The organism is Pedobacter westerhofensis (genome assembly GCF_900182595.1).
GTDB classification, from domain to species: domain Bacteria; phylum Bacteroidota; class Bacteroidia; order Sphingobacteriales; family Sphingobacteriaceae; genus Pedobacter; species Pedobacter westerhofensis.
Window position 1 is genome coordinate 633,511 of record NZ_FXTN01000001.1, and the last position, 22,230, is coordinate 655,740.

At 44.8% G+C, this 22,230-nt stretch carries 18 protein-coding genes; 11 read left to right on the forward strand and 7 right to left on the reverse strand.

Features of this window, described 5'->3' with window-relative positions; all coding sequences use genetic code 11:
- Position 1: 1 nt before the first annotated feature.
- Positions 2-1,093, forward strand: coding sequence for a chorismate synthase (aroC, locus tag FN831_RS02680; RefSeq protein WP_142526639.1), 1,092 nt, complete (start codon positions 2-4; stop codon positions 1,091-1,093).
- A gap of 21 nt (positions 1,094-1,114) precedes the next feature.
- On the opposite strand, the gene FN831_RS02685 is transcribed toward aroC, so the two are convergent.
- Complete coding sequence (locus tag FN831_RS02685) at positions 1,115-3,538, reverse strand: alpha-ketoacid dehydrogenase subunit alpha/beta (protein ID WP_142526640.1); 2,424 nt, start codon at positions 3,536-3,538, stop codon at positions 1,115-1,117.
- Positions 3,539-3,668: 130 nt separating this feature from the next.
- Here FN831_RS02685 and FN831_RS02690 point away from each other — a divergent pair, with 130 nt between their 5' ends.
- From FN831_RS02690 to FN831_RS02710, 5 genes are all read left to right on the forward strand, one after another.
- Positions 3,669-4,061 carry a DUF1573 domain-containing protein gene (locus tag FN831_RS02690; protein WP_142526641.1) on the forward strand — a complete coding sequence of 131 codons (393 nt, stop codon included), beginning with the start codon at positions 3,669-3,671 and terminating at the stop codon, positions 4,059-4,061.
- 67 nt (positions 4,062-4,128) lie between these two features.
- Positions 4,129-5,328 carry a pyridoxal phosphate-dependent aminotransferase gene (locus tag FN831_RS02695; RefSeq protein WP_142526642.1) on the forward strand — a complete coding sequence of 400 codons (1,200 nt, stop codon included), beginning with the start codon at positions 4,129-4,131 and terminating at the stop codon, positions 5,326-5,328.
- A gap of 148 nt (positions 5,329-5,476) precedes the next feature.
- Complete coding sequence (locus FN831_RS02700; protein WP_142526643.1) at positions 5,477-5,908, forward strand: MarR family winged helix-turn-helix transcriptional regulator; 432 nt, start codon at positions 5,477-5,479, stop codon at positions 5,906-5,908.
- A 32-nt stretch (positions 5,909-5,940) separates the two neighbouring features.
- Positions 5,941-6,561 (forward strand): isochorismatase family protein, encoded by a 621-nt coding sequence (locus FN831_RS02705; RefSeq protein ID WP_221931241.1) that lies wholly within the window; start codon positions 5,941-5,943, stop codon positions 6,559-6,561.
- A gap of 1 nt (position 6,562) precedes the next feature.
- The gene (locus FN831_RS02710; RefSeq protein WP_142526645.1) at positions 6,563-7,951 is read left to right on the forward strand and encodes an MFS transporter; all 1,389 of its coding nucleotides are present in this window, start codon (positions 6,563-6,565) and stop codon (positions 7,949-7,951) included.
- Between the two features lie 51 nt (positions 7,952-8,002).
- Here the strand turns inward: FN831_RS02710 and FN831_RS02715 are convergent, their stop codons facing one another.
- Positions 8,003-9,787 carry an ABC transporter ATP-binding protein gene (locus tag FN831_RS02715; RefSeq protein ID WP_142526646.1) on the reverse strand — a complete coding sequence of 595 codons (1,785 nt, stop codon included), beginning with the start codon at positions 9,785-9,787 and terminating at the stop codon, positions 8,003-8,005.
- A 521-nt stretch (positions 9,788-10,308) separates the two neighbouring features.
- Positions 10,309-10,926, reverse strand: a complete 618-nt coding sequence (locus tag FN831_RS02720) for a class I SAM-dependent methyltransferase (RefSeq protein ID WP_142526647.1) — start codon at positions 10,924-10,926, stop codon at positions 10,309-10,311.
- 103 nt (positions 10,927-11,029) lie between these two features.
- On the opposite strand from FN831_RS02720, the gene FN831_RS02725 reads away from it, so the two are divergent.
- A complete protein-coding gene (locus FN831_RS02725) occupies positions 11,030-11,566 on the forward strand; it encodes a hypothetical protein (protein WP_142526648.1) in 537 nt (178 codons plus the stop codon).
- Positions 11,567-11,642: 76 nt separating this feature from the next.
- Positions 11,643-12,530 carry a dienelactone hydrolase family protein gene (locus tag FN831_RS02730; protein ID WP_142526649.1) on the forward strand — a complete coding sequence of 296 codons (888 nt, stop codon included), beginning with the start codon at positions 11,643-11,645 and terminating at the stop codon, positions 12,528-12,530.
- Positions 12,531-12,583: 53 nt separating this feature from the next.
- Here the strand turns inward: FN831_RS02730 and FN831_RS02735 are convergent, their stop codons facing one another.
- Both FN831_RS02735 and FN831_RS02740 read right to left on the reverse strand, forming a co-directional pair.
- Complete coding sequence (locus FN831_RS02735) at positions 12,584-13,426, reverse strand: oxidoreductase (RefSeq protein ID WP_142526650.1); 843 nt, start codon at positions 13,424-13,426, stop codon at positions 12,584-12,586.
- A gap of 156 nt (positions 13,427-13,582) precedes the next feature.
- Positions 13,583-14,341 (reverse strand): DUF2625 domain-containing protein, encoded by a 759-nt coding sequence (locus FN831_RS02740; protein WP_185960359.1) that lies wholly within the window; start codon positions 14,339-14,341, stop codon positions 13,583-13,585.
- Positions 14,342-14,526: 185 nt separating this feature from the next.
- Between FN831_RS02740 and katG the strand changes: the two genes are divergently transcribed.
- A complete protein-coding gene (gene katG / locus FN831_RS02745; protein WP_142526651.1) occupies positions 14,527-16,803 on the forward strand; it encodes a catalase/peroxidase HPI in 2,277 nt (758 codons plus the stop codon).
- A gap of 294 nt (positions 16,804-17,097) precedes the next feature.
- On the forward strand, positions 17,098-19,470 hold the full coding sequence (locus FN831_RS02750) for an ABC transporter permease (protein ID WP_142526652.1): 2,373 nt from the start codon (positions 17,098-17,100) through the stop codon (positions 19,468-19,470).
- Between the two features lies 1 nt (position 19,471).
- Here FN831_RS02750 and FN831_RS02755 read toward each other — a convergent pair whose 3' ends face one another.
- Positions 19,472-20,038, reverse strand: coding sequence for a dihydrofolate reductase family protein (locus FN831_RS02755; RefSeq protein WP_142526653.1), 567 nt, complete (start codon positions 20,036-20,038; stop codon positions 19,472-19,474).
- 371 nt (positions 20,039-20,409) lie between these two features.
- The gene (locus FN831_RS02760) at positions 20,410-21,126 is read right to left on the reverse strand and encodes a DinB family protein (RefSeq protein ID WP_142526654.1); all 717 of its coding nucleotides are present in this window, start codon (positions 21,124-21,126) and stop codon (positions 20,410-20,412) included.
- A gap of 108 nt (positions 21,127-21,234) precedes the next feature.
- Between FN831_RS02760 and FN831_RS02765 the strand changes: the two genes are divergently transcribed.
- On the forward strand, positions 21,235-22,221 hold the full coding sequence (locus FN831_RS02765; RefSeq protein ID WP_142526655.1) for a GlxA family transcriptional regulator: 987 nt from the start codon (positions 21,235-21,237) through the stop codon (positions 22,219-22,221).
- Positions 22,222-22,230 lie beyond the last annotated feature (9 nt).

A 22,230-nucleotide genomic window follows, 5' to 3' on the forward strand; every position in this document is an offset into this window, starting at 1 on the left:
AATGGCAGGTAATACATTTGGGCATTTATTCAGGATCTCCACCTTTGGGGAATCACATGGTGAAGCCATTGGCGTTATAGTTGACGGATGCCCTGCGCAGCTCCCGATTGACCTTGATTTTATCCAGTCGGAGCTCGATAAGCGCCGCCCGGGACAATCAAAGATCACCACGCAGCGCAAGGAAAGTGATACCGTACAGATCCTGTCGGGCATATTTGAAGGAAAAAGTACAGGTACGCCGATTGCATTGCTGATCCCTAACGAAGATCACCGTTCAAAGGATTATGAGCACAACAAGACTGTTTACCGTCCTTCACATGCGGATTATACCTACGATGCCAAATATGGTATCCGTGACCACCGCGGCGGAGGCCGCTCATCGGCACGCGAAACTGCGGCACGCGTTGCTGCGGGCGCCATTGCCAAGCTGCTGCTGAAACATTATGGCATCAATATCTTTGCCCATGTGTCTGCCGTAGGAACGATCAATGCACCTAACCTTCAGCCATTAACTGCCGAAGAACTTCTGGCCCAGCGCGAAGAAAATATTGTACGCTGTGCAGACCCGGCTACGGCCAGGGAAATGATCGAATTCATTGACCAGATCCGCAAGGATGGTGATACTGTAGGGGGAAAAATCAGCTGTGTGATCCAGAACTGTCCTCCGGGTTTGGGGGAACCGGTTTTTGATAAGCTGCATGCTGAACTTGGCAAAGCAATGCTGAGCATCAATGCGGTTCATGGATTTGAATATGGTTCGGGTTTTTCGGGCAGTGAAATGCGCGGGTCTGAACACAATGATATCTTTTTAACCAACGGGGATCAGGGGCCGAAAACGCTGACCAACTTCTCCGGGGGAATACAGGGCGGTATTTCAAACGGCATGGACATCAGTTTTACGGTAGCTTTTAAACCTGTGGCCACGATTATGCACAACCAGCAGACAGTAAATGCTGCCGGCGAAGCGGCTGAGATCAAAGGAAAAGGGCGACATGATCCTTGCGTCGTACCCCGTGCTGTGGTGATTGTAGAGGCTATGGCTGCGCTTGTACTGGCAGATCAGTTGCTGAGGCACAGAGCGAGTCAGCTTTAAATCTTTTAAAATATCCGGCTGTTAGTAAATAGCCGGATATTTTGTTTCATTATGGTTGTGCATCATGCTGTACACGGCCTCTATAATATCATCTACCGAAGGTTTGGTAAAATAATCACCATCCGTGCCGTAAGGTGTACGATGTGGCTTGGCCGACAACGTTTGCGGCTGTGCATCCAGATGGTAATAGCCCTCCTGAACTTCGAGGATTTGCTGCAGCAGGTAGGCAGATCCGCCTCCCGGCACATCTTCATCCACGATCAGCAGTTTATTGGTTTTCTTTAATGATGCAGCGCAAAGATGTTCCTCATCAAAAGGCAACAGCGTTTGCGGATCAATGATCTCTACAGAAATATCCATCAGTGCCAGTTCTTCAGCAGCTTCTTCAACTACTCTCAGGGTAGATCCGTAAGAAACAATCGTGATATCTGCACCTTCCCTGATAATTTCAGCTTTGCCCAGGGGAACAGTAAAGTCACCCACATTATCAGGCATCATTTCCTTCAGGCGGTAGCCGTTCAGACATTCGATTACCAGTGCAGGTTCATCGGCGCGCAGCAATGTATTGTACATCCCCGCTGCCTGCGTCATGTTGCGCGGTACGCAGATATGTAGCCCCCTCAAAGAGCCAAGGATCATGGCGATGGGCGAACCTGAATGCCACACCCCTTCTAAACGGTGGCCGCGTGTCCTGATGATCAGCGGAGCTTTCTGACCGGCCTTGGTGCGGTACGAAAGACTGGCAAGGTCGTCACTAAGAATATTGATGGCATATAACAGATAATCAAGGTACTGGATCTCGGCAATAGGTCTGAGGCCGCGCAGTGCAAGCCCTATCCCCTGACCGATGATGGTCATTTCCCTGATTCCGGTATCAGTGATTCTGAGTTCTCCGTATTTGGCCTGTAAGCCTGCAAATCCCTGGTTTACGTCGCCGATAGCGCCAAGGTCTTCACCGAAGGCCACCAAACGCTCGTCGCGCGAAAAGTTGGCATCAAAACAGGCGTTCAGCACCTCACGTCCGTCCACCATTTTGCTGGTATCGTGGTAAGAGGGCTCTGTAACAGCGATCATGGATATACTTTCCCTTCCGTCGGTAAACAGTTTGGAGTTATAGCGTTCCTCATTGGTGCCCATTTCCTGGTAATACCAGTCCATCAGCTCATCCCTTTCTGCAGAGGCCTGACCGCGCGTTAAGCGCAAAGCTTTTCTTGCCGAAGAGATGATCTCTTTTCGCTGTGCATCGGGGGTACCGGACAGTGTAGCAGTAATTTTACCGAGTAAAGAATTTGATGCAGCGAGGTTATTGATCAATGTGATCGCCTGGTCTTTTTCTATTTTTATATCAGCGAGGAACTCGTTCCAGGCTTCTTTCTGTGCATCGCGTACAAATTTCCTGGCGGCATCTTCAAGTACTGTCAGCTGTTCCTCGTCGATAATAGCCGATTCGAGCATCCAGATGCGCATTTGGCGAAGGCAATCATATTCCTTCTCCCATGTAAGGCGGTCTTTATCTTTATATCTTTCGTGTGATCCCGAAGTAGAATGCCCCTGTGGCTGAGTAACTTCGGTGACGTGGATCACTACCGGAACATGTTCATTCCTGCAAACCTGAATGGCCTGCTGGTAAGTTTCGCACAGCGCAGGGTAATCCCAGCCCCTGACCTTATAGATCTCATATCCGGCATGCTGCTCATCGCGCTGAAAGCCTTTTAAAATTTCCGAGATGTCTTCCTTGGTGGTCTGATATTTGGCTGGTACAGAAATACCGTAAGCATCGTCCCAGATAGAAATTGCCATCGGGATCTGCAGTACTCCGGCGGCATTGATGGCTTCGAAGAATACCCCTTCAGAAGTAGAGGCATTACCAATGGTCCCAAAAGCAACCTCATTTCCTTTTACAGAAAAGTTCTTCAGGTAATCCAGTTCGGGGTTTTTTCTATATAATTTCGACGCATAGGCCAAACCTACCAAACGTGCCATCTGGCCGCCTGTAGGGGCAATATCCGACGAAGAATTCTTCATTTTTGTTAAGTCTTTCCAGGATCCGTCCTCGTTGAGGGAGCGGGTTGAAAAGTGGCAGTTCATCTGTCTGCCTGCAGAAGCCGGATCGGCCTCCACATCAGGATTTGCGTAGAGCTGTGCAAAAAACTCCTTCATGGTACAAATGCCTGTTGCAAAGGCAAAAGTCTGGTCGCGGTAATACCCCGAACGCCAGTCGCCATTCTTAAAAGCCTTGGCCATGGCAATCTGCGGAAGTTCCTTTCCGTCGCCAAAAATACCAAACTTAGCTTTCCCTGTTAAAACTTCCTTACGGCCTAATAAACTCGCCTGCCTGCTTTCAAAAGCAATCTTATAATCCTCGATCACAATCGTTTTAAAGGCTTCAAAACTTAATTCTGAAGCATCGATGGGGTTCGTTGTAAGTTTGTTATTTAGCATCATAGAAACAAAAGTTTATTGGGCAAAGATACGAATTTAATAAATTATCGCCGGACAACTGACGCAATATATAAATTTGTTTGGTGCTTTGAAATGTGAAGTAAATCAGTAAATTTGTTTAAAACATACAAACATGAAAAAGCTAATTGTACTATTAACCTTTGTTTTAGGCGTAAGCGTGGCGTCATTTGCACAAAGCAAACCGGCAGAATTTAAATTTGAAAAAGAAACATATGATTTTGGAAAAATTCCAATGGGCAAACCTGTTTCTGTAGACTTCAAATTCACCAATATTGGGGAGGAACCTTTGATCCTTACTAAAGTAGAAACTACCTGCGGATGTACAGTTCCAACCTATACACAAACTCCTGTTCAGAAAGGACAGTCGGGTTTGATCAAAGTAACCTATACTCCTGCCGGAACACCACTTCCTTTCAGCAAAAGCATCACGATTACTTCCAATGCTAAAACGACTACCAAAGTATTGTACATCAAAGGCGAGACCGTAGCAGCAAGCAGCAAATAATTTAATAAATAAAATATTTTATTAATAAAAACCTCGTTAATCAACGAGGTTTTTTACTTTTGCACCCATGCCATATATATCAGAAAAAGGGATAGAGATGCCCGCTTCACCTATACGAAAGCTTAGCCCCTTTGCCACACAGGCAAAAAAGGAGGGTAAAAAGGTTTATCATTTGAACATCGGACAGCCCGATATTGCCACTCCTGAAGGCATGTTAAATGCCATTAAAAATATTGACTTTAATGTATGGGCGTATACTGAATCTGAAGGCACCTTAAGCTACCGCACAAAACTGACCGAATATTATAACAAATTAGGTTACAACATCACACCAGAAGATATCCTGGTAACACTGGGCGGTTCAGAAGCAATTACCATTGCCATGCAGACCTGTGTAAATGAAGGCGACGAGATCATTATCCCGGAACCGTTTTATGCCAATTACAATGGCTTTGCCTGTATGAGCAATGTAGTGGTTAAACCGATCCTTTCCTATATCGAAAATGGTTTCGCCCTGCCTCCTGTCGCGGAGTTTGAAAAACTAATCAGCCCTAAAACAAAGGGCATTATGATCTGCAATCCGAATAACCCTACCGGTTACCTCTACTCCAGGGAAGAAATTGTAGCACTGAAAGAACTGTGCCTGAAGTACGACCTGTTCCTTTTCTGTGATGAAGCTTACAGGGAGTTTTGTTATGAAGGCGCAGCGTTTATCTCGCCGATGCAGCTGGACGGCCTTGATGAGCATGTTGTGGTGATAGATACGGTGTCTAAAAGATACAGTGCCTGCGGCGCGCGTTTAGGCTGCATGATCACAAAAAACAAGGAAGTGATCAAATCTGCTTTGAAGTTTGCACAGGTAAGGCTAAGTCCGGGTTTGGTAGAACAAATTGCGGGCACTGCAGCTGTTGACACACCAGACAGCTATTTTGAAGCTGTAAACACAGAATATACATTGCGTAGGAATACTTTGGTTTCGCGGCTGAATGCCATTGACGGAGTATTTTGCCCTAATCCCGGCGGTGCATTTTATGTAGTGGCCAAACTTCCGATTGATGACGCTGATGCGTTTTGCCAGTGGATACTCGAAAAGTTTGATCATGATGGCGGAACGGTAATGATGGCGCCGGCGACGGGTTTTTATTCTACTCCGGGTTCCGGAAAACAGGAAGTGAGAATGGCATACGTGATCAATATTGATGATTTAAATAAAGCAATGGATTGCCTGACGGTTGCATTACAGCAATACCCCGGAAAAACAAGCTAAACATCATATTCTGGAACAGAACAGACCGGCCCGATAAGGTGTCCGGTCTGTTTTGTTTATAGCCAGATTCAAAATTTTCAAATATCCTGCACAGTTAATAAAATTACGCTTATATTTGTAAGGTAAACTTATAAGTTTTACTTACAATATGACTAAGAATACACAGCTTGCTACCGCACTGAGGACTGCCACCTCGCATTTGTTCAAAAGACTGAGGCAGCAGATCAACACGGTCGATAATTTATCGATTACGGAGATCACTACGCTCTCCAATCTGTACAACCACCAGCCCCTCTTTCCTTCACAGATGGCCGAAATGGTAAAGATCAAGGCCCAGTCGATGTCGCAGATCATCAACAAGCTTGAAGAGGCAAAGATGATCGTGAGGATTCCTTCCGAAACGGATAAAAGAAAAATTGCGGTATCGCTCAGCGCCTATGGAAAAGAGATGGTTGATCAGACCCGGCATGAGCGCGACGAATGGCTCAATGAAGCTATAGAGCACTGCCTTTCAGCCGCTGACAAGATACTGCTCCTGCAGGCAGTAGCGCTGATGGATAAACTGATCGAATACAAATAAGCAACACCGATAATCTCAAAAACACACCAATCATGATCACTCAATTAGATCCCAAAACAGCCCTTGTACTAATCGACCTGCAAAAAGGTATCGCAGCACTACCTGTTGCCCATCCCGCAGCAGACATCGTTGCCAAATCAGCAGAGTTGATTGCTGCATTCAGAAATAAAAAACTTCCCGTAGTCATTGTCAATGTGAACCCGCTGGGCGCCAAATGGACGCAAACGCGTGTGGAAGAATCTACGGCACCAAAAGGAGAAGATGCCATAGCCCAGGCAAGGGCAGCAATGGAACAGGGGGGCTTTTTCGATATTGTCCCTGAACTGCCTGTGGATCCAAACGATATCTACATTACCAAAACCAGCTGGAGCGCATTTTACAATACTGAGCTGGAGGATAAACTAAAAGCTCTTAACATCACCAGCATTGTACTGGCCGGTATTGCTACAAGCATAGGAGTTGAAGGAACAGCAAGAGATGCAAGCCGTTTGGGATACAATATTACTTTTGCGGCAGATGCGATGACAGATGTACATCTTTCTGCGCATGAACATAGCCTAAAGCTTATCTTTCCAAGAGTTGGTGAAGTAGATACAACAGCTGCGATCATCAAAAAACTGTCTGAACTGACACTGGTTACTGACATACACTAAGATGTCAGATGTAAAGAAGGAACGTTACCCGTACAGATTCATGCTGCCCATAGTGCTGGGCACAATGATGAACCCCTTAAACTCGACAATGCTGGCCACAGCATTGATACCGTTATGCAATTCGTTTAAGATCAGCGTTGGCTCAGGGGCCATACTGGTGACTTCCCTTTACGTAACTTCTACGATAGCCCAGCCGCTGATGGGGCGGCTGGCTGATATTTTCAGTGCGAAAAAAATCAACACCCTTGGGTTTATACTTGTCCTGATTGCCGCCCTGATCGGGATATTTGCCCCGGGTTTTTCCTGGCTGGTGGTTTCCAGGATCATGCTGGGCCTGGGCACATCGGCGGCATACCCCTCAGCTATGGCGCTGATCAATAAGAAGTACGCGGAAGCGGAACTTCCTGTTCCCGGAAACGTGCTTGGGCTGGTGGGGATCTCTGCACAGGTAAGTATGATCCTGGGCCCGGTACTCGGAGGATTGCTCACACAATGGCTGGGATGGAAAGGCATATTTTTCATTAATATCCCTTGGGTAATCGCGGCAGTATATCTTTCTAAAGCCATCCCGAATGATCCGGTAAAGGAAAAACTGAGCGCTGCCCGTATATTAAATCGGCTGGATGTACCGGGTATCCTGATCTTCACATTGTTTTTGCTGTCGCTGTTGTTCCTGCTGATACAGCACTCTTTCACCTGGCAGCTGATATTGCCGGTAGTCACATTGCTTATACTGATGGTGGTATGGGAACGCAGGCAGGACAATCCTTTCATAGATGTTCGCCTGCTGGCCAGTAAGCCCTCACTCCTGCTGGTTTATGTCAGGGCACTGGCCACAAGTTATATCCTGTACACGATGCTGTATGGTTTTCCGCAATGGCTGGAAGGTGTAAGGCATTTTAATCCGGCAGAAACAGGACTGTTCATGCTGCCCGACTCTATCGTAGCGATAGCCGTAGGCTTGCTGATTTCGAAAAGCAGGAAGCTGTTTATGCAAAACTTCCTTGGCGTAATCTTTATGCTTGCGACCTGCGCAGGTATGTATATGCTCAACACAGAAATCACAATTTTTATGATCGTTGTGGTTACAGTGGTGATGGGGATTGCTGAAGGTTTAAACCTGATTGCCAATCAGGCACTGCTGAATGCAGAAGCGCCTTTGGCTCAAAAAGGGGTTTCTTTTGGTCTATACAGAACATTTGCTTATCTCGGAGCTATCCTTTCCAGCTCGCAGTTGAAGGTGCTCTTTCATACCGGCATTACCGATGAGAAATTTCACACCCTGAGTTTTACAGCGCTGGCTTCAAGTATTGTGCTGGCAATCCTGCTGATACCTCTGTGGAGGAGGCACAGGCAGCTTGCGGACATCAGCCCTGCCTCGGCTCGATAGGCTTTTCCGCAGTGCGGTCGGCCGGCTGTTAGAGCGCTTAACCAGGTTGTATTAATTCTCGATCAGCGCGTCCAGTTTATTCAGTTCTTCAACAAGCTTACGTTTACCAACCTGCTGACGCCACATGGCATAGTATAATCCTTTTTGCTCCAGTAATTCCTCATGGTTTCCGCTTTCAATAATGTGGCCGTTTTCCAGCACATAAATACGGTTGGCGTGCATGATGGTAGATAACCTGTGTGCAATGATCAGGGTAATATGGTCTTTCAGTTCAGAAAGCTTATTCACAGTTTTGGTGATTTCCTCTTCTGTCAGTGAATCCAGTGATGAAGTAGCTTCATCAAATAATAAGATGTTTGGATGGCGCAGAAGTGCCCTGGCGATAGACAAACGTTGTTTCTCACCACCTGAAACCTTTACTCCGCTTTCACCGATCAGCGTATCCAGGCCATCTGAAGCCCGGGATAAAAGTGACTGGCAGGCAGCTTTGTTCAGGGCTGCATAACATTCTTCATCGGTAGCATTGGGTTTAACAAATCTGAGGTTGTCCCTGATATTTCCGGAAAACAATTGCGTATCCTGGGTCACGAAACCTATTTTACGGCGCAGTTCGTCCAGGTGAATATCATCGGTATGTGTCCGGTTATACAGGATATCTCCTTTGAATGGTTTATAAAGTCCGACCAATAATTTGATTAGGGTAGTTTTACCAGATCCTGAAGGACCTACAAAGGCCACAGTTTCTCCTTCTTCAGCATGGAATGAAATGCCATTCAGCGCATTCCGGTTACTGTTTTTGTATTTAAAGAATACGTTTTTAAACTCGATATGTTCGATTTTCTTTAGTTCTGTTGGCGAATCCGGGATTCTCTCTATCGGCATATTCATAATCCTCTTGAAATTACCCAGAGAGATCTGTACCTCACGCCAGGTTAACGCCATATGGCCAAATTCCTGGAGCGGACCGAACAAGAAGTACGAATACAAAAGAAAACTGAAATACTGACCTGCAGAGATCTCCTGATCAAAAATCAGCATCAGCATCACTACCACCATGGTACTGCGTACGATATTGACAGTACTGCCCTGAATAAAGCTAAGCATCCGCAGGATCTTCGTCTTGACTACCTCAAGGTTAAGGATCTTGTAGGTGGCCATATTCAGCCGCTCAATCTCCTGATCCCCCAGCCCATGACTCTTAACCAATTCTATATTCCGCAGTGACTCGGTAGAACGGCCCGCCAGCACAGACGTTTTGAGGATGATGGCACGGTGTATCACCTTGACCTTTTTTGAAAGCACCCAGCTCAGATAGGTAATGATAGGTACTGAAAGGACAAATACAACGGTTACTTTATAACTGATAAAATAAGAGTATACACTGACGAAGATAATTCCGAACAATGCCATAAAAGTAACATTGATGGATGATTTAATAAAGTTTTCTGAATCACTCCTTACCCTTTGCAGTGTATCCAGCTTCTCGCCGCTACGCTGTTCTTCGAATACGTGATAAGGCATTGCCAGGGAATGTTTCATGCCATCTGCATACATCTCTGCACCTGTTTTCTGCGCTACAGTAATTGTGAAATAATCCTGGAAGTTGTTGGCAATACGTGATAAAAATGCGGCCCCTATACCCAAACCTATCAGCGTCAGGATACCTGAAAAATACTCGTGCCTGGACAGCAGTTCACGTTTATTAATGTATTCGTCAACAATTTTACCTGTAATCAGCGGCTCTACAAGGGAAAAGCTTTGATTGATAGCAGTCATTAATAAGGCAAGGAGGACTGTCCATCTATGCTTCTTAAGGTAACTCAGCAGGATCTTCATAAATTCGGCAGATTAAATTATAATTTCTTTTGAATATCTTCAAAAAGAATATCCAAAATGTATTCTTCAGTTAATTGATCGCAAGCATTAAAAGACAAGCCGAATAATCCAGTATATAAGACAGTAAAGCTCCATTTACCACAAATCTGTAAAAAACAGGCCACCCAATGCCTTAAATATCTTTCCTGGCTAATAATGCTTTACAACAATTAGGCTTTGACTAAAATTATGCCAGAAACTGATAAATAATTTGTAAAAAGTACTTGTGACGCACAATAAACGCATAAAAACATAAAATCTTTGACACAGGGCTTATCTGCTTAGTTATGAAGCGATTTGTTATTGTAAAATTAACACTAACAAAGATCGTAGGTGTCATTTAGACACTATCAATATGCTAAATATTGCGAATGTAATTTTCGTGTGATTTAAACTGTAGATACTTGACACAAACTGACCGTTATATCCACATTTGGCATACTTGCGGACAGACTTGACAAAAGCCGTCACAATTGGCGGGTTTAAACCAATCGCTTGCGGACGCACCAGGTAGTCATACAGCGCAGGTCCTGCACATTGGTAGTTTTAATTGGCTCAAAAAGTTCGCCATTGAGTTCTTCAGTGTAGCGCAGCAAGCGTTCCTGATTGACGAGGTAACGGTTTGAACCATCCGGCAACAGGTAAACCCCGTCGCCCAGGGGCTTCACCAGTTCCTCAATTCCGATATCTGAGGCCAGTCGGGCAAACAGATAACCTCCGGGTTTGAGTGTCCGCCATACCGACCGCAGCATGGCATCGAAATGTGCATGACCGCTGGCAAAGTGGAAAACGGCACTGCAGATCGATAAATCGAAAAAGTCATCAGGAAAAGGCAGGTCTTCTGCGGTAGCAACCATAAAATTATCGGCTGAATGATTTGGCGACAGCACTGAAGACAGACGGCTGGCGCTCTCCACTGCTGCTGCCTGCGGATCAACTCCATATACTTCATATCCATTCTGCAGAAAATAACGGATATTACGTCCCCCGCCAACACCTACATCCAGGATACGGCGGCAGTCGTTAAAACGTCCTTTCAGTAACTGATCGAATAAATAAATGTCAATATTGCCGTAAAGCTGCTGCAGGTTATTTTGCATTTGTTTTTTCCTGCAAATATAGCAGAATGTATTTCGCAGCAACATACGGCAAATCAATCAATGGTCTGTAAATTGTTAGTGCTATCACTTAATATCAATCTATATGACGCATCAGGAAGAATCACAGGAAAACACCACTACAAAGCATGAGCAGCTTACCCTGCTGTTTGCCCATTACGGCAGAGCGATCTATGTTGCCCAGGTTTTAGAACAGGAAACCATCAATATGGTTGCTATAGATGAAATTGTTACAACTCAACCTGAGTCGGAAACCGAATACGATACGATCTGGGCAAAGTATGATAACAGTAAGAAAATGATGGGGATCATGACAAGTTTACTGCAGCAGGCTTATGAGATCGATGAATTGGACATGGAGGAGCTGAAAGCCCTGTTGGCGCTGAAGACTGATCTTGCAAATATCTATTTCAGGTTTAACGACCTGACCGTTGCCACTGGTGCAGATGCCGACCGCATGATCAGTGATTTTGTGGGATTTAATCAGCGTGTGCAGATGATCAATGAAAAGTTAAGCTTGTACAGGGAGGCCTACAATACAAAAACGGGAGTGACTGCAGAGCAGCATGCCGCAGCCTATGCTGCCAGAAAAGAAGAATTTCAGGGCAGCACTGTATTGTAAAACGTATCGACACTGTTACCATCTGTATAGCAAGTGGTTGCCGCAAATTATTATTTTTGAGTAAAGCCATTTATTTATGAAGCCAATTGATAAAAAAGATATTAAACAGGAAGTGTTCGACCTGTATGACGACTATGCGCACAACCGTGTAAACCGTCGCCTGTTTGTACAAAAGCTATCTGCCTATGCCGTTGGGGGTTTAACCGTGCCGGCATTGATGAGTTTCCTGATGCCCGATTATGAAGGCAACATACAGGTAAAAGCAGATGATCCCCGACTGAAATCAGAGTACATTAGCTATTCATCGCCCAAAGGCGGCGGAACAATTAAGGGATTGCTGTCGAAACCAAAAGATGCAAAAAAGAAACTTGGCGGTATCATCGTTGTTCATGAAAACAGGGGGCTTAACCCTTATATCGAAGATGTAGGCAGAAGGGCTGCCCTTGCGGGATTTATTTCACTGGCACCCGATGCGCTGAGCCCTCTTGGCGGTTACCCGGGAAATGATGAAGCAGGACGAGAACTGCAAAGCAAAAGGGACAAAGGCCAGATGGAGGAAGATTTTATTGCCGCATTTGAATATCTGAAAAACCATAAAGACTGTAATGGCAAGGTGGGCGTTGTTGGTTTCTGTTTTGGCGGCGGCATTGCCAATATGATGGCAGTCCGTGTACCTGACCTGGCCGCAGCGGTACCTTTTTATGGCAGTCAGCCAGCATTAACAGATGTACCAAAAATTAAAGCGCCGCTGATGCTGCATTATGCTTCGCTCGATACGCGGATCACTGCCGGCTGGCCTGCTTACGAAGCTGCGCTGAAAGAAAATGGCAAAAAATACCAGGGCTTTGTTTACGAAAATGTAAACCATGGTTTCCACAATGATACTACGCCTCGTTATGATAAAGCCGCGGCAGACCTTGCCTGGAAACGCACGGTTGATTTCTTTACCGAGCAGCTGAAATAAATACATATTTTAGCAGGATAAGCGCTTTGTTTCCGCTTATCCTGCTGCATTGTCTATTGGAAATCTGTAGATAGTGTGATCGACTTGTTGGCTTCAATGCCCTCAGTCAGCATCTGCATTTTATAATTGGCGAACTGCAGTGCATCCGATCCCAGCAGCAGGCGAAGCGGCGGTTGTTCAGAACCGGCAATTTTGATCATTACCTCTGCTATTTTTTGCGGATCACCGATCTGTTTGCCCGGTACATCTTCTTTATGCTTACGTTTCTCTTCGGCAATTGCAGTGTACTCAGGTATAGGATTCCTTGGATGGGCTATGGAGCCGCTGTTTAAAAAGTTAGTGCGCACATAACCCGGTTCAATAATCGTTACGCTGATACCAAATGGTTTCAGTTCCTGCGCCAAGGCTTCGGATATACCTTCCACTGCGAATTTAGTTCCGCAATAAATACCCCAGCCGGCACCGGCAATGAGGCCAAAAACTGTGGACATATTAATGATATGGCCGGCACTTGCTTTTCTCATGTACGGCAGTACAGCGCGGGTCACATTAAGCAACCCGAATACATTGATATCAAAACTTGCCCGCACTTCCTGATCTGAAGCTTCTTCAATTCCGCCGATTAAGCCAAAACCGGCATTGTTTACCAAAACATCGATAGCGCTGAAATGTGCAATTGCCGCTTTCACTGCTTCGCTAACACTTTCCTCATTAACGAGGTCTGCCTGCAGCGGCAAAAATTGAGGAGAAGAATTGCCGACAGCCTCTTTCAGTGTTTGAAGGTTACGGGCAGTGGCTGCCACATTGTATCCCGCTGCAAGTAATTGTTTGGCTAATTCCAGACCGATTCCCTGAGAACAGCCGGTGATGAACCATGTTTTTATCTGATTTTCCATGTCTATAAATTTTATAGTACAAAGGAAATACTTTGGTCAGCATCGCTGTTTGTTCAAATCACATGGATAATTGCGAGTTTCAACTATTTTGATATGAAAAAGCAGGATGAACTAAACTTGGTGACACGCTAAGCCAATCAGGAATAGAAAACAATATTACTCCTTAACTTTAGCAGCAAGCTCTTTTTGTTTCACGATATTGAATTTGTACAGGTCGTCTGTAGGCACGAGCTTGCGGGTAGATTTTTCGATATCCTTACCCTCATCGCTCCATAAATACGGGCGGAAGCTGTAAGATTTGCTGCCGTCAAGATTATCGATAAACTTATCCCAGCTGGCCCATCTCAAACCTTCATAGAACTTAGAAAGGTCGCTGTCAAAACAAAATAGGATAAATTCGCCATAGCCTGCATTGAGCGGCTCCCAGTTGAGGCTGTTGGGTGCCAGATAATATATATTTTTCAGATCGGAACCAAAGGCACCGTAATTAATCGCAAAGAATCCCCCGGCAGCATCATCTGCCACCAGCAAATAATCCGGCTTGTCACCATATTCCTGTATCGTTTTGCCTTTGTTCCATTCGGGAACATTGCGGTTTAACCTGGTGCTGCCAGATCCCAGGATCCTGATCCAGCCATGATCTACCATGATACCTCCGGTATTATAAATAACTGCTCCTAAAGTAGAATACGTGGAAACCTGCATATTATACAGTGCTTCTTTAGCCTTTGCAGAATCTACGGGCTGAACTTCTACCTTATTTTTTGCAGAATCGATCCATTTTTGCACTAGTGGCCAGGCAGGATCAGTTTTATTGATGAGCTCGTCGAGGCTCTGCATTTTGTTCTGTGCAAAGGTTAATGAAGAAAAGGTAGTTAAACTTAACAGGATAAGGGCGAGGAATAGATGTTTCATTCTGATAATATGATCTGCTGCAAAGATAAGATGATAAATTTCATCTTTTGCATGATGATGTCATAATAGGTTTTGACTATTCCGCATAGATTTAATTGATTATGATTATCCCATCTAATACCATAATTTTATAATGCACAACAAATACGATTTGCAAGTCATTATTCAAATATAAACTAATCAATATGGAAAACGATTCAAATGACATCAGTAAATGCCCGTTTCATAATGGCACAATGAAACACAGTGTAGCTGGTGGCGGCACGCGAAACAACGACTGGTGGCCTAATCAGTTAAAGCTGAATATCCTCCGCCAGAACTCTTCTTTATCAAATCCTTTAGGCGAAGACTTCAATTATGCAGAAGCATTCAAAAGCCTGGACCTTGAAGCTGTAAAGCAGGATCTTCATGTATTAATGACCGACTCGCAGGACTGGTGGCCGGCAGATTTTGGGCATTATGGAGGATTGTTCATACGTATGGCATGGCATAGTGCCGGAACATACCGTGTATTTGACGGGCGTGGTGGTGGCGGAGCAGGTTTGCAGCGCTTTGCCCCTTTGAACAGCTGGCCCGATAACGTAAGCCTGGACAAGGCGCGGAGATTGCTCTGGCCAATCAAACAAAAATATGGAAACAAAATTTCATGGGCCGACCTGATTATCCTTACCGGTAATATCGCTCTGGAATCGATGGGCTTTAAAACCTTCGGCTTTGCCGGCGGCAGAGTTGATGCCTGGGAAGCTGATGAATCTGTTTACTGGGGTGCCGAAACTACCTGGCTGGGAAACGACAAGCGTTATCCCCATGGCTCGCCGGGCGATACAGGAGGTAATGGAGTACTGGTTTCTGATGAAGATGCTGATGGCGACATTCACTCGCGAAATCTGGAGAAACCACTTGCAGCAGCACATATGGGCCTGATTTATGTGAACCCGGAAGGACCTGATGGCAATCCCGACCCTCTTGCTTCTGCAAAAGATATCCGTGATACGTTTGGCCGCATGGCAATGAACGACGAAGAAACCGTAGCATTGATCGCCGGGGGGCATACCTTTGGTAAAACTCATGGTGCAGCATCTTCAGACCATGTAGGCAAAGAACCGGAAGCTGCTGATGTAGACCTGCAGGGTTTTGGCTGGAACAACAGCTATGGTTCCGGAAATGGTCCGGATACCATCACCAGCGGTCTGGAAGTGACCTGGACGACAACACCTACCCAATGGAGCAATAACTTTTTCGAAAACCTGTTTGCTTATGAATGGGAATTGTCTAAAAGCCCGGGTGGTGCACACCAGTGGGTAGCAAAAAACGCAGAAGCGATTATTCCTGATGCATATGACGCTAACAAAAAACATTTGCCAACAATGCTGACAAGCGACCTTGCTTTGAGGGTTGACAAAGAATACGAAAAGATATCACGACGGTTCCTGGAAAATCCGGATCAGTTTGCTGATGCCTTTGCCCGTGCATGGTATAAACTGACACACCGCGATATGGGACCAATTGCCCGGTATCTTGGACCGGATGTACCTGCTGAAGAATTACTGTGGCAGGATCCGATTCCTGCAGTAGATCATGTACTGATCAGCGAACAGGATATCGCTGCGTTGAAAGGCAAGGTCCTGGAAGCAGGTTTAAGTGTTTCTGAACTGGTTGGTACCGCCTGGGCTTCGGCTTCGAGCTTCCGCGGTTCTGACAAACGTGGTGGTGCCAATGGCGCACGCATCCGCCTTGCGCCGCAAAGATTCTGGCCGGTGAATAATCCGCTGCAGCTGCAAAAGGTGCTGAATGCCCTGGAAGGAATCCAGAATGAATTCAATAGCAGTCAGGCTGAAGGCAAGAAGGTTTCTCTTGCAGACCTGATTGTTCTGGCCGGTTCTGCAGGTGTTGAAAAAGCTGCTCAGGATGCAGGAAAGGACATCAGCGTTCCATTTACACCAGGACGTATGGACGCCTCACAGGAACAAACTGACGAGGAATCCTTTGCCTACCTTGAGCCTGCGGCAGATGGCTTCAGAAGCTATCGCAATACAAAGGCGCCGGTATCTACTGAAGAACTGCTGATAGATAAAGCGCATTTGCTTACACTTACTGCACCTGAGCTGACAGTCCTGATTGGTGGTCTGCGAGTATTGGACACCAACTTTGACGGATCTAAAAATGGTGTTTTCACCTCAAGGCCGGGAGTGCTGACGAACGATTTCTTTATCAATCTCCTGGATATGAATACAAAGTGGAAAGCTGTATCAGAAGATAAGGAAGTTTATCTGGGTACCGATCGCAGCAGCGGCGATATCAAATGGACAGCCAGCCGGGCTGATCTTGTTTTTGGTTCCAACTCAGAACTGAGGGCTGTTGCTGAAGTTTACGGCAGCGCGGATGGTCAGGATAAGTTCGTTACCGACTTTATATCAGCCTGGACTAAGGTGATGGATCTGGATAGGTTTGACCTGAAATAAAAGAGAATTTAAGTAATATGCTAAGGCACCTGCATTACTGCTTTCCGTTTAGGATGCAGTAAGCAGGTGCTTTTTTGTTGCCTGACCTTAATTTTCTGCCCATGATATCAACAGTAAACATGTATCAGCTAAACTGTCCGCCATTGTACGCTTAGCGTTCGATAATGAACAAAAAAGAATATCGTCAATTAACAACCAACTGTATTACAACTATTTAATAGGCATATCACTATTGGCACAAACTTGGTAAATTGCAGAGTAATCATATTTGTTAACCGACCAACACGTGCAGCTATGTTCAAACTCAATTTAAAAATTGCCCTGCGGAATCTATGGAGAAATAAGACTTCTTCTGTAATCAATATTATTGGTTTGGCAGCAGGTTTATCAGCCTGCCTACTCCTGCTGCTGTATGTGAGTTACGAAATGAATTTCGACCGGCACTATAAGAATGCGGACAAAATTTATCAGGTGATGACCAATTTTCAGGATGCCTCAGGAAAAATCACCAGTACGGGAGATTCACCGGGAGACGGCATTGCGATGACCATCAGAGCAAAGATACCTGAGGTCGATGTAATTGCCCGTATTGGCGGTCTTGACCAGTCACTCATTTCTACGGCCCAAAAAGGATTTAAAAGAACTGACCTCTTTGCTGATCCGGAGATCCTGAAGGTTTTCGATTACGATTTTATAGCAGGCAATCCAAAAAATGCGCTTAGTACACCTAATGCTATTGTACTGACCGAATCGACAGCAAAACTTTTATTTGGCACTACCGATGTACTGAACAAAAGCGTGAGGTACAAAAACGCAAAAGATTTAAAGGTGACCGGTGTAATCAGGGATTTACCTGCAAATACTTCTTTAAAATTTGACTACCTGATGTCATGGGCTTTTTTTGGAAGCATCAACGAATATGTCAGGAAGCCGAGCTGGGGAAACTTTAACTTCCTGGTGATGGCCAGAATTAATGATCCTGCCAATATTGACCTGATCAATTCGAAGGTAAAAAAGCTATTCAATGAAAATTATCATGATCAGAGAAATGAAAACTTTCTTTTCCCCTTATCAGATAAACATCTGCACGGTGAATTTCTGAATGGCAAAAGCGTGGGCGGTGACATAGAAAGAATATATCTTTTTATAGCACTGGCTTTTGGCATTTTACTCGTCGCCTGTATCAATTTTATCAATATGGCTACTGCCAAATCAGAGCGCAGGGCCAAGGAAGTAGGCATCAGGAAAACTATAGGCGCTACACGAAGTTCGCTGATTGTTCAATTCCTGACCGAAACTATAGTGCTGACGATGGTTGCAGTGCTGATCGCTGTCTGCATTGTTGAAGCCAGTTTACCTGTATTCAAAAACCTGCTGGGGATAGATATAATGATCGCATATACCAATGCAGGTTACTGGATGGGCGTACTGGCAGTAGCATTGCTGACCGGGCTTTTATCGGGCATATATCCGGCATTGTTCCTTTCTTCCTTTAATCCCGTGCAGACGCTGAAAAAGCAAACAGCAAGGGCTAAAGGTATTCCCATTAATTTACGTCAGGTTTTGGTTGTAGGACAGTTTTGTTTTGCCATCATGCTGGTGATTGCTACACTGGTAATCTATAAACAGATACAGTTTATTAAAAACCGCCCTGTTGGCTATAAGATCAATTTACTGGCAGAGGTACAACAGGACGGCGGGCTGAACAATAAGTTTGATCTGTTTAAGGACCAGGTGCTGAAAACCGGAGCTGTAACTTCAGTAAATAAGTCATCACGCAGCATGACAGATGTAGGCAGCTGGTTTTACGGTTTCCAATGGCCGGGAATGGAACAAAAAGGCAAGGAAATCGTTTTCAACCGACTGGAAACGCATTATGATTTTGTGAAAACCAATGGTGTGGAGTTGCTCGCCGGGCGCGATTTCTCCCGGGATTTTGCGTCAGACAGTGCAGGTATTTTACTGAGCAGCACTGCGGTGAAGGTAATGAAGCTAAAAGATCCGCTGGGAACAACTGTTACATTGTTTGGGACGCGTCTAAAGGTCATTGGGATTTTTAAAGATTTCATATGGGATTCTCCCTACCACTCGGGGCGGCAGATGGTGGTGATCTTTAATAAAAATCCTGAAGGTGTGATCAATATGCGTTTAAACCCCGCCAATAGTCTGAGTAAAAATATTGAACTGATCTCTGATGTGGTAAAGAATATCAATCCTGATTTTCCGATAGAGGTTAAGTTTGTGAATGATCTGTATACAAAAAAATTGCAGTCAGAAACGATCCTGGGTATTCTGGCGAATCTTTTTGGGGGCATTGCGATACTGATCTCCTGCCTCGGGCTGTACGGCCTCGTAGCTTACAGCGCGGAGCAGCGTACAAAAGAATTTGGCGTGCGGCGCGTCCTTGGTGCTTCGGTTGGGAATATTATGAGGTTGCTTTCGCTCTCATTTCTGAAAATGGTACTTGTAGCAGCATGTATCGGCGTACCACTTGCATATTATCTGATGAACAAGTGGCTGACTAACTTTGAGTTCAGGACAACGATATCTTTGTGGGTCGTTGTCACATCGATTACTGGTACAGCAGTTATTGCATTTATGACGGTGAGTTTCCAGGCTTACAAGGCGGCAAACGCCAACCCTGTTGAAGCACTGAAGTATGAATAGCTTAAAGGGGCAGATATTTGTTAACCGTTTTGCCATTGTTGTAGGTGACAGAACTTTCCAGTTTGAGAACTTTCTGGTCTTTGAAAATTGAAAGGCCGTTCCCTATGGCGACAGGATTACTGAAAATGTAATATTCATCAATCAGGTCTGCGCTGATCAGCGAACTGACAAAACTTGCCCCGCCATAAACCATCAAATCTTTACCTGGTTGGTTTTTCAGCTGCTTTATGGCAGCAATAAAGTCGCCATTTTCCACTTCCAGGTTTCTGCCTTTGATGTCAGTTTCTGTGCGGCTAAAAACAATCTTGCGCATATTTACCATTCGCTGTGCTAAAGGTTGCTCAGGGCTGTCCGGCAAATTGTCAACTACGTTCTCCCAATACTCAATAAATCCGGGGGTCATCTTGCGCCCGAGCAATATGATATCGCAAGTGTCAGCCAGCTCAATAACTTTATTGTAAGCTGTATCATCCCGTGCAGGAGAAATCCACATCCAGTCAAGCTCTCCATTTGGACCCGCTACAAAGCCATCAACGGTCATTTGTACCTGAAGTTTTAATTTACGCATTGTGATAGGGTTTAAATGTGATTATTGTTTATTGTATCACAAAGGTCTGTAAATGGTTGCTGACAAGCCGGGTATGATCAGGACAAAGAATGAGGTGATTTGAGCAAAAAACCTTCCCTTCTCCTGGTGGTAAAAATATACTGCCGATCTATGATATAGCAGCGATTCAATGCCATCAAGGTAATTCTTTGCCAATCCACTGGAAGCAAAGGTGTTAAACCACGTTCTTTGTATCTTAATATAAAGATATTTAGATATCTATACCGCAATATATCTTTTTGAACTTTTAAATTAGGAGCAAATATACATAGTGTCCAAAATAATTCAGATTGTAAGACAACTGTGTTGAAAAGATATCTGATGTAGGCCGACTAAGGCTTTGGAAAATCAATGTGAGCTTTTACTTCGCTGATTTGTTGCGTGTGGCGGTTGCTGTGAGCAGCGATTAAAAGGATAAACTGATACGCATCATAAGTACCAATTGGCAATACCAACACATGGTTGCGCAGATCCTCAGAAGTACTTTTTACGAAAGTGGTTAATCTTGCGCGGTTTTTCTGAAATGCGGCAAGGGCTTCAGCAGCGGTAGCATAAGGAGAGTTAGCGGGCTCCAATGCTTCGAAAGTTTTCGATTTGTGAGAACGGTCTTTAACCGCATTGATCAACTGTTCATCTGTAAATTTGATTCCTTTTCTTTTTTCAGGGTCCACAGGCTGTTTTAAGCTTTCAACTACCATCTCCCAAAGGTTCAGTTCTGCAATTGCAATGTGTTTTATGCATTCATCAATGCTCCACTTGTCGGCTGCAGGCTTAAATGTCAATTGCGCTTTGTTTAAACCTTCTATTGAGGAGGTAACTCCTGCCGCAGTCTCATTTAATAACCGGCTGGCAAAGATTCTTTCCTCCGGACGGATCTGGACTTGTTTGGTCGTTTCATCTGCTTTCATAATACCCTTTTTATATTCGTTTTGCTGGGAATAGCAGGGATAAAAACTTAAACTGCAGCAGGCCAGCAGCAATATATTAATTGATTTCTTCGCAAAGTAAAGCGGTAAAAGTTCTCCTGTATTTCTGGCGTTATTTTTCATAAACCAAATATAGTGGCCGGACAGTATGACTTAGGGGGTGTAATATAGACAATATGACGGGTTGATCCGGACACCTTAAAGTTTTATCTTTACTATAAACCATTCCTTATGAAACATCTCACGATCGTCGTTCCCAACGGAGAGAACAACCTGAGCAGTATTGTTGGTGCTTATAAAATCTTTAGCCGCGCCAATGCTTATTTCAAAGAAGCAGGCAGAAGAGAAGTATTTAAGATTGAACTCGCTGGCATGTCGGGAGAAGTGGATTTCTATGGCGGTCTATTTACTGCCAGACCACATAAGCATATCGCTGAAATCAACAAAACTGACCTGATAATTGTACCTTCTCTTAACCACAATTATGATCAGGCAATAAAGGTCAATGCTGAATTAATAGATTGGATAAGTGAGCGGTATCAGGATGGGACATGGGTTGCCAGCATGTGCACCGGCGCTTACCTGCTTGCCGCAGCGGGAATACTCGATGGCAAAAATTGCTCAACACACTGGTCGGCCGCAGATCAGCTGAAGCAACTATATCCTAAAATCAAGCTGCAAACCGGCCAGCTCATCACAGATGAGGAAGGCATTTATACAAATGGTGGTGCCTATTCATTTCTGAATCTGATTCTTTATCTGGTGGAGAAGTATTATGACCGGGAAACCGCAATCTATTGCTCAAAGGTTTTTCAGATTGAAATGGATAGGAAAAGCCAGTCCTCTTACATTATCTTCAGTGGACAGCGATCACATGGCGATGAAATTATCAGGCAGGCTCAGGTATATATAGAAAGCAAACCAGAAGAAAAGATATCTGTTGAACAGCTGGCAGCAAGTTTCGCCATTGGCAGGCGCAGCTTTGACCGGCGGTTTATAAAAGCTACCGGAAATACTCCCCTGGAGTATGCCCAGCGTGTCAAAGTAGAAGCTGCTAAAAAGGCTTTTGAAACAAGCAGGAAAACGATTAACGAGGTAATGTACGATGTTGGCTATTCCGACCTTAAGGCGTTCCGTGAGGTATTCAGAAAAATCACAGGCATATCCCCATTGAGATACAGGACCAGATATAACAAGAATGCGCTGGCCAGCGGTTAATTTTTTGAC

Excerpts from the sequence above, each read along its gene's own strand:
- aroC (WP_142526639.1), top strand. The coding sequence starts at position 2 with ATGGCAGGTAATACATTTGGGCATTTATTCAGGATCTCCACCTTTGGG.
- FN831_RS02685 (WP_142526640.1), bottom strand. The coding sequence starts at position 3,538 with ATGATGCTAAATAACAAACTTACAACGAACCCCATCGATGCTTCAGAA.
- FN831_RS02690 (WP_142526641.1), top strand. The coding sequence starts at position 3,669 with ATGAAAAAGCTAATTGTACTATTAACCTTTGTTTTAGGCGTAAGCGTG.
- FN831_RS02695 (WP_142526642.1), top strand. The coding sequence starts at position 4,129 with ATGCCATATATATCAGAAAAAGGGATAGAGATGCCCGCTTCACCTATA.
- FN831_RS02700 (WP_142526643.1), top strand. The coding sequence starts at position 5,477 with ATGACTAAGAATACACAGCTTGCTACCGCACTGAGGACTGCCACCTCG.
- FN831_RS02705 (WP_221931241.1), top strand. The coding sequence starts at position 5,941 with ATGATCACTCAATTAGATCCCAAAACAGCCCTTGTACTAATCGACCTG.
- FN831_RS02710 (WP_142526645.1), top strand. The coding sequence starts at position 6,563 with ATGTCAGATGTAAAGAAGGAACGTTACCCGTACAGATTCATGCTGCCC.
- FN831_RS02715 (WP_142526646.1), bottom strand. The coding sequence starts at position 9,787 with ATGAAGATCCTGCTGAGTTACCTTAAGAAGCATAGATGGACAGTCCTC.
- FN831_RS02720 (WP_142526647.1), bottom strand. The coding sequence starts at position 10,926 with ATGCAAAATAACCTGCAGCAGCTTTACGGCAATATTGACATTTATTTA.
- FN831_RS02725 (WP_142526648.1), top strand. The coding sequence starts at position 11,030 with ATGACGCATCAGGAAGAATCACAGGAAAACACCACTACAAAGCATGAG.
- FN831_RS02730 (WP_142526649.1), top strand. The coding sequence starts at position 11,643 with ATGAAGCCAATTGATAAAAAAGATATTAAACAGGAAGTGTTCGACCTG.
- FN831_RS02735 (WP_142526650.1), bottom strand. The coding sequence starts at position 13,426 with ATGGAAAATCAGATAAAAACATGGTTCATCACCGGCTGTTCTCAGGGA.
- FN831_RS02740 (WP_185960359.1), bottom strand. The coding sequence starts at position 14,341 with ATGAAACATCTATTCCTCGCCCTTATCCTGTTAAGTTTAACTACCTTT.
- katG (WP_142526651.1), top strand. The coding sequence starts at position 14,527 with ATGGAAAACGATTCAAATGACATCAGTAAATGCCCGTTTCATAATGGC.
- FN831_RS02750 (WP_142526652.1), top strand. The coding sequence starts at position 17,098 with ATGTTCAAACTCAATTTAAAAATTGCCCTGCGGAATCTATGGAGAAAT.
- FN831_RS02755 (WP_142526653.1), bottom strand. The coding sequence starts at position 20,038 with ATGCGTAAATTAAAACTTCAGGTACAAATGACCGTTGATGGCTTTGTA.
- FN831_RS02760 (WP_142526654.1), bottom strand. The coding sequence starts at position 21,126 with ATGAAAAATAACGCCAGAAATACAGGAGAACTTTTACCGCTTTACTTT.
- FN831_RS02765 (WP_142526655.1), top strand. The coding sequence starts at position 21,235 with ATGAAACATCTCACGATCGTCGTTCCCAACGGAGAGAACAACCTGAGC.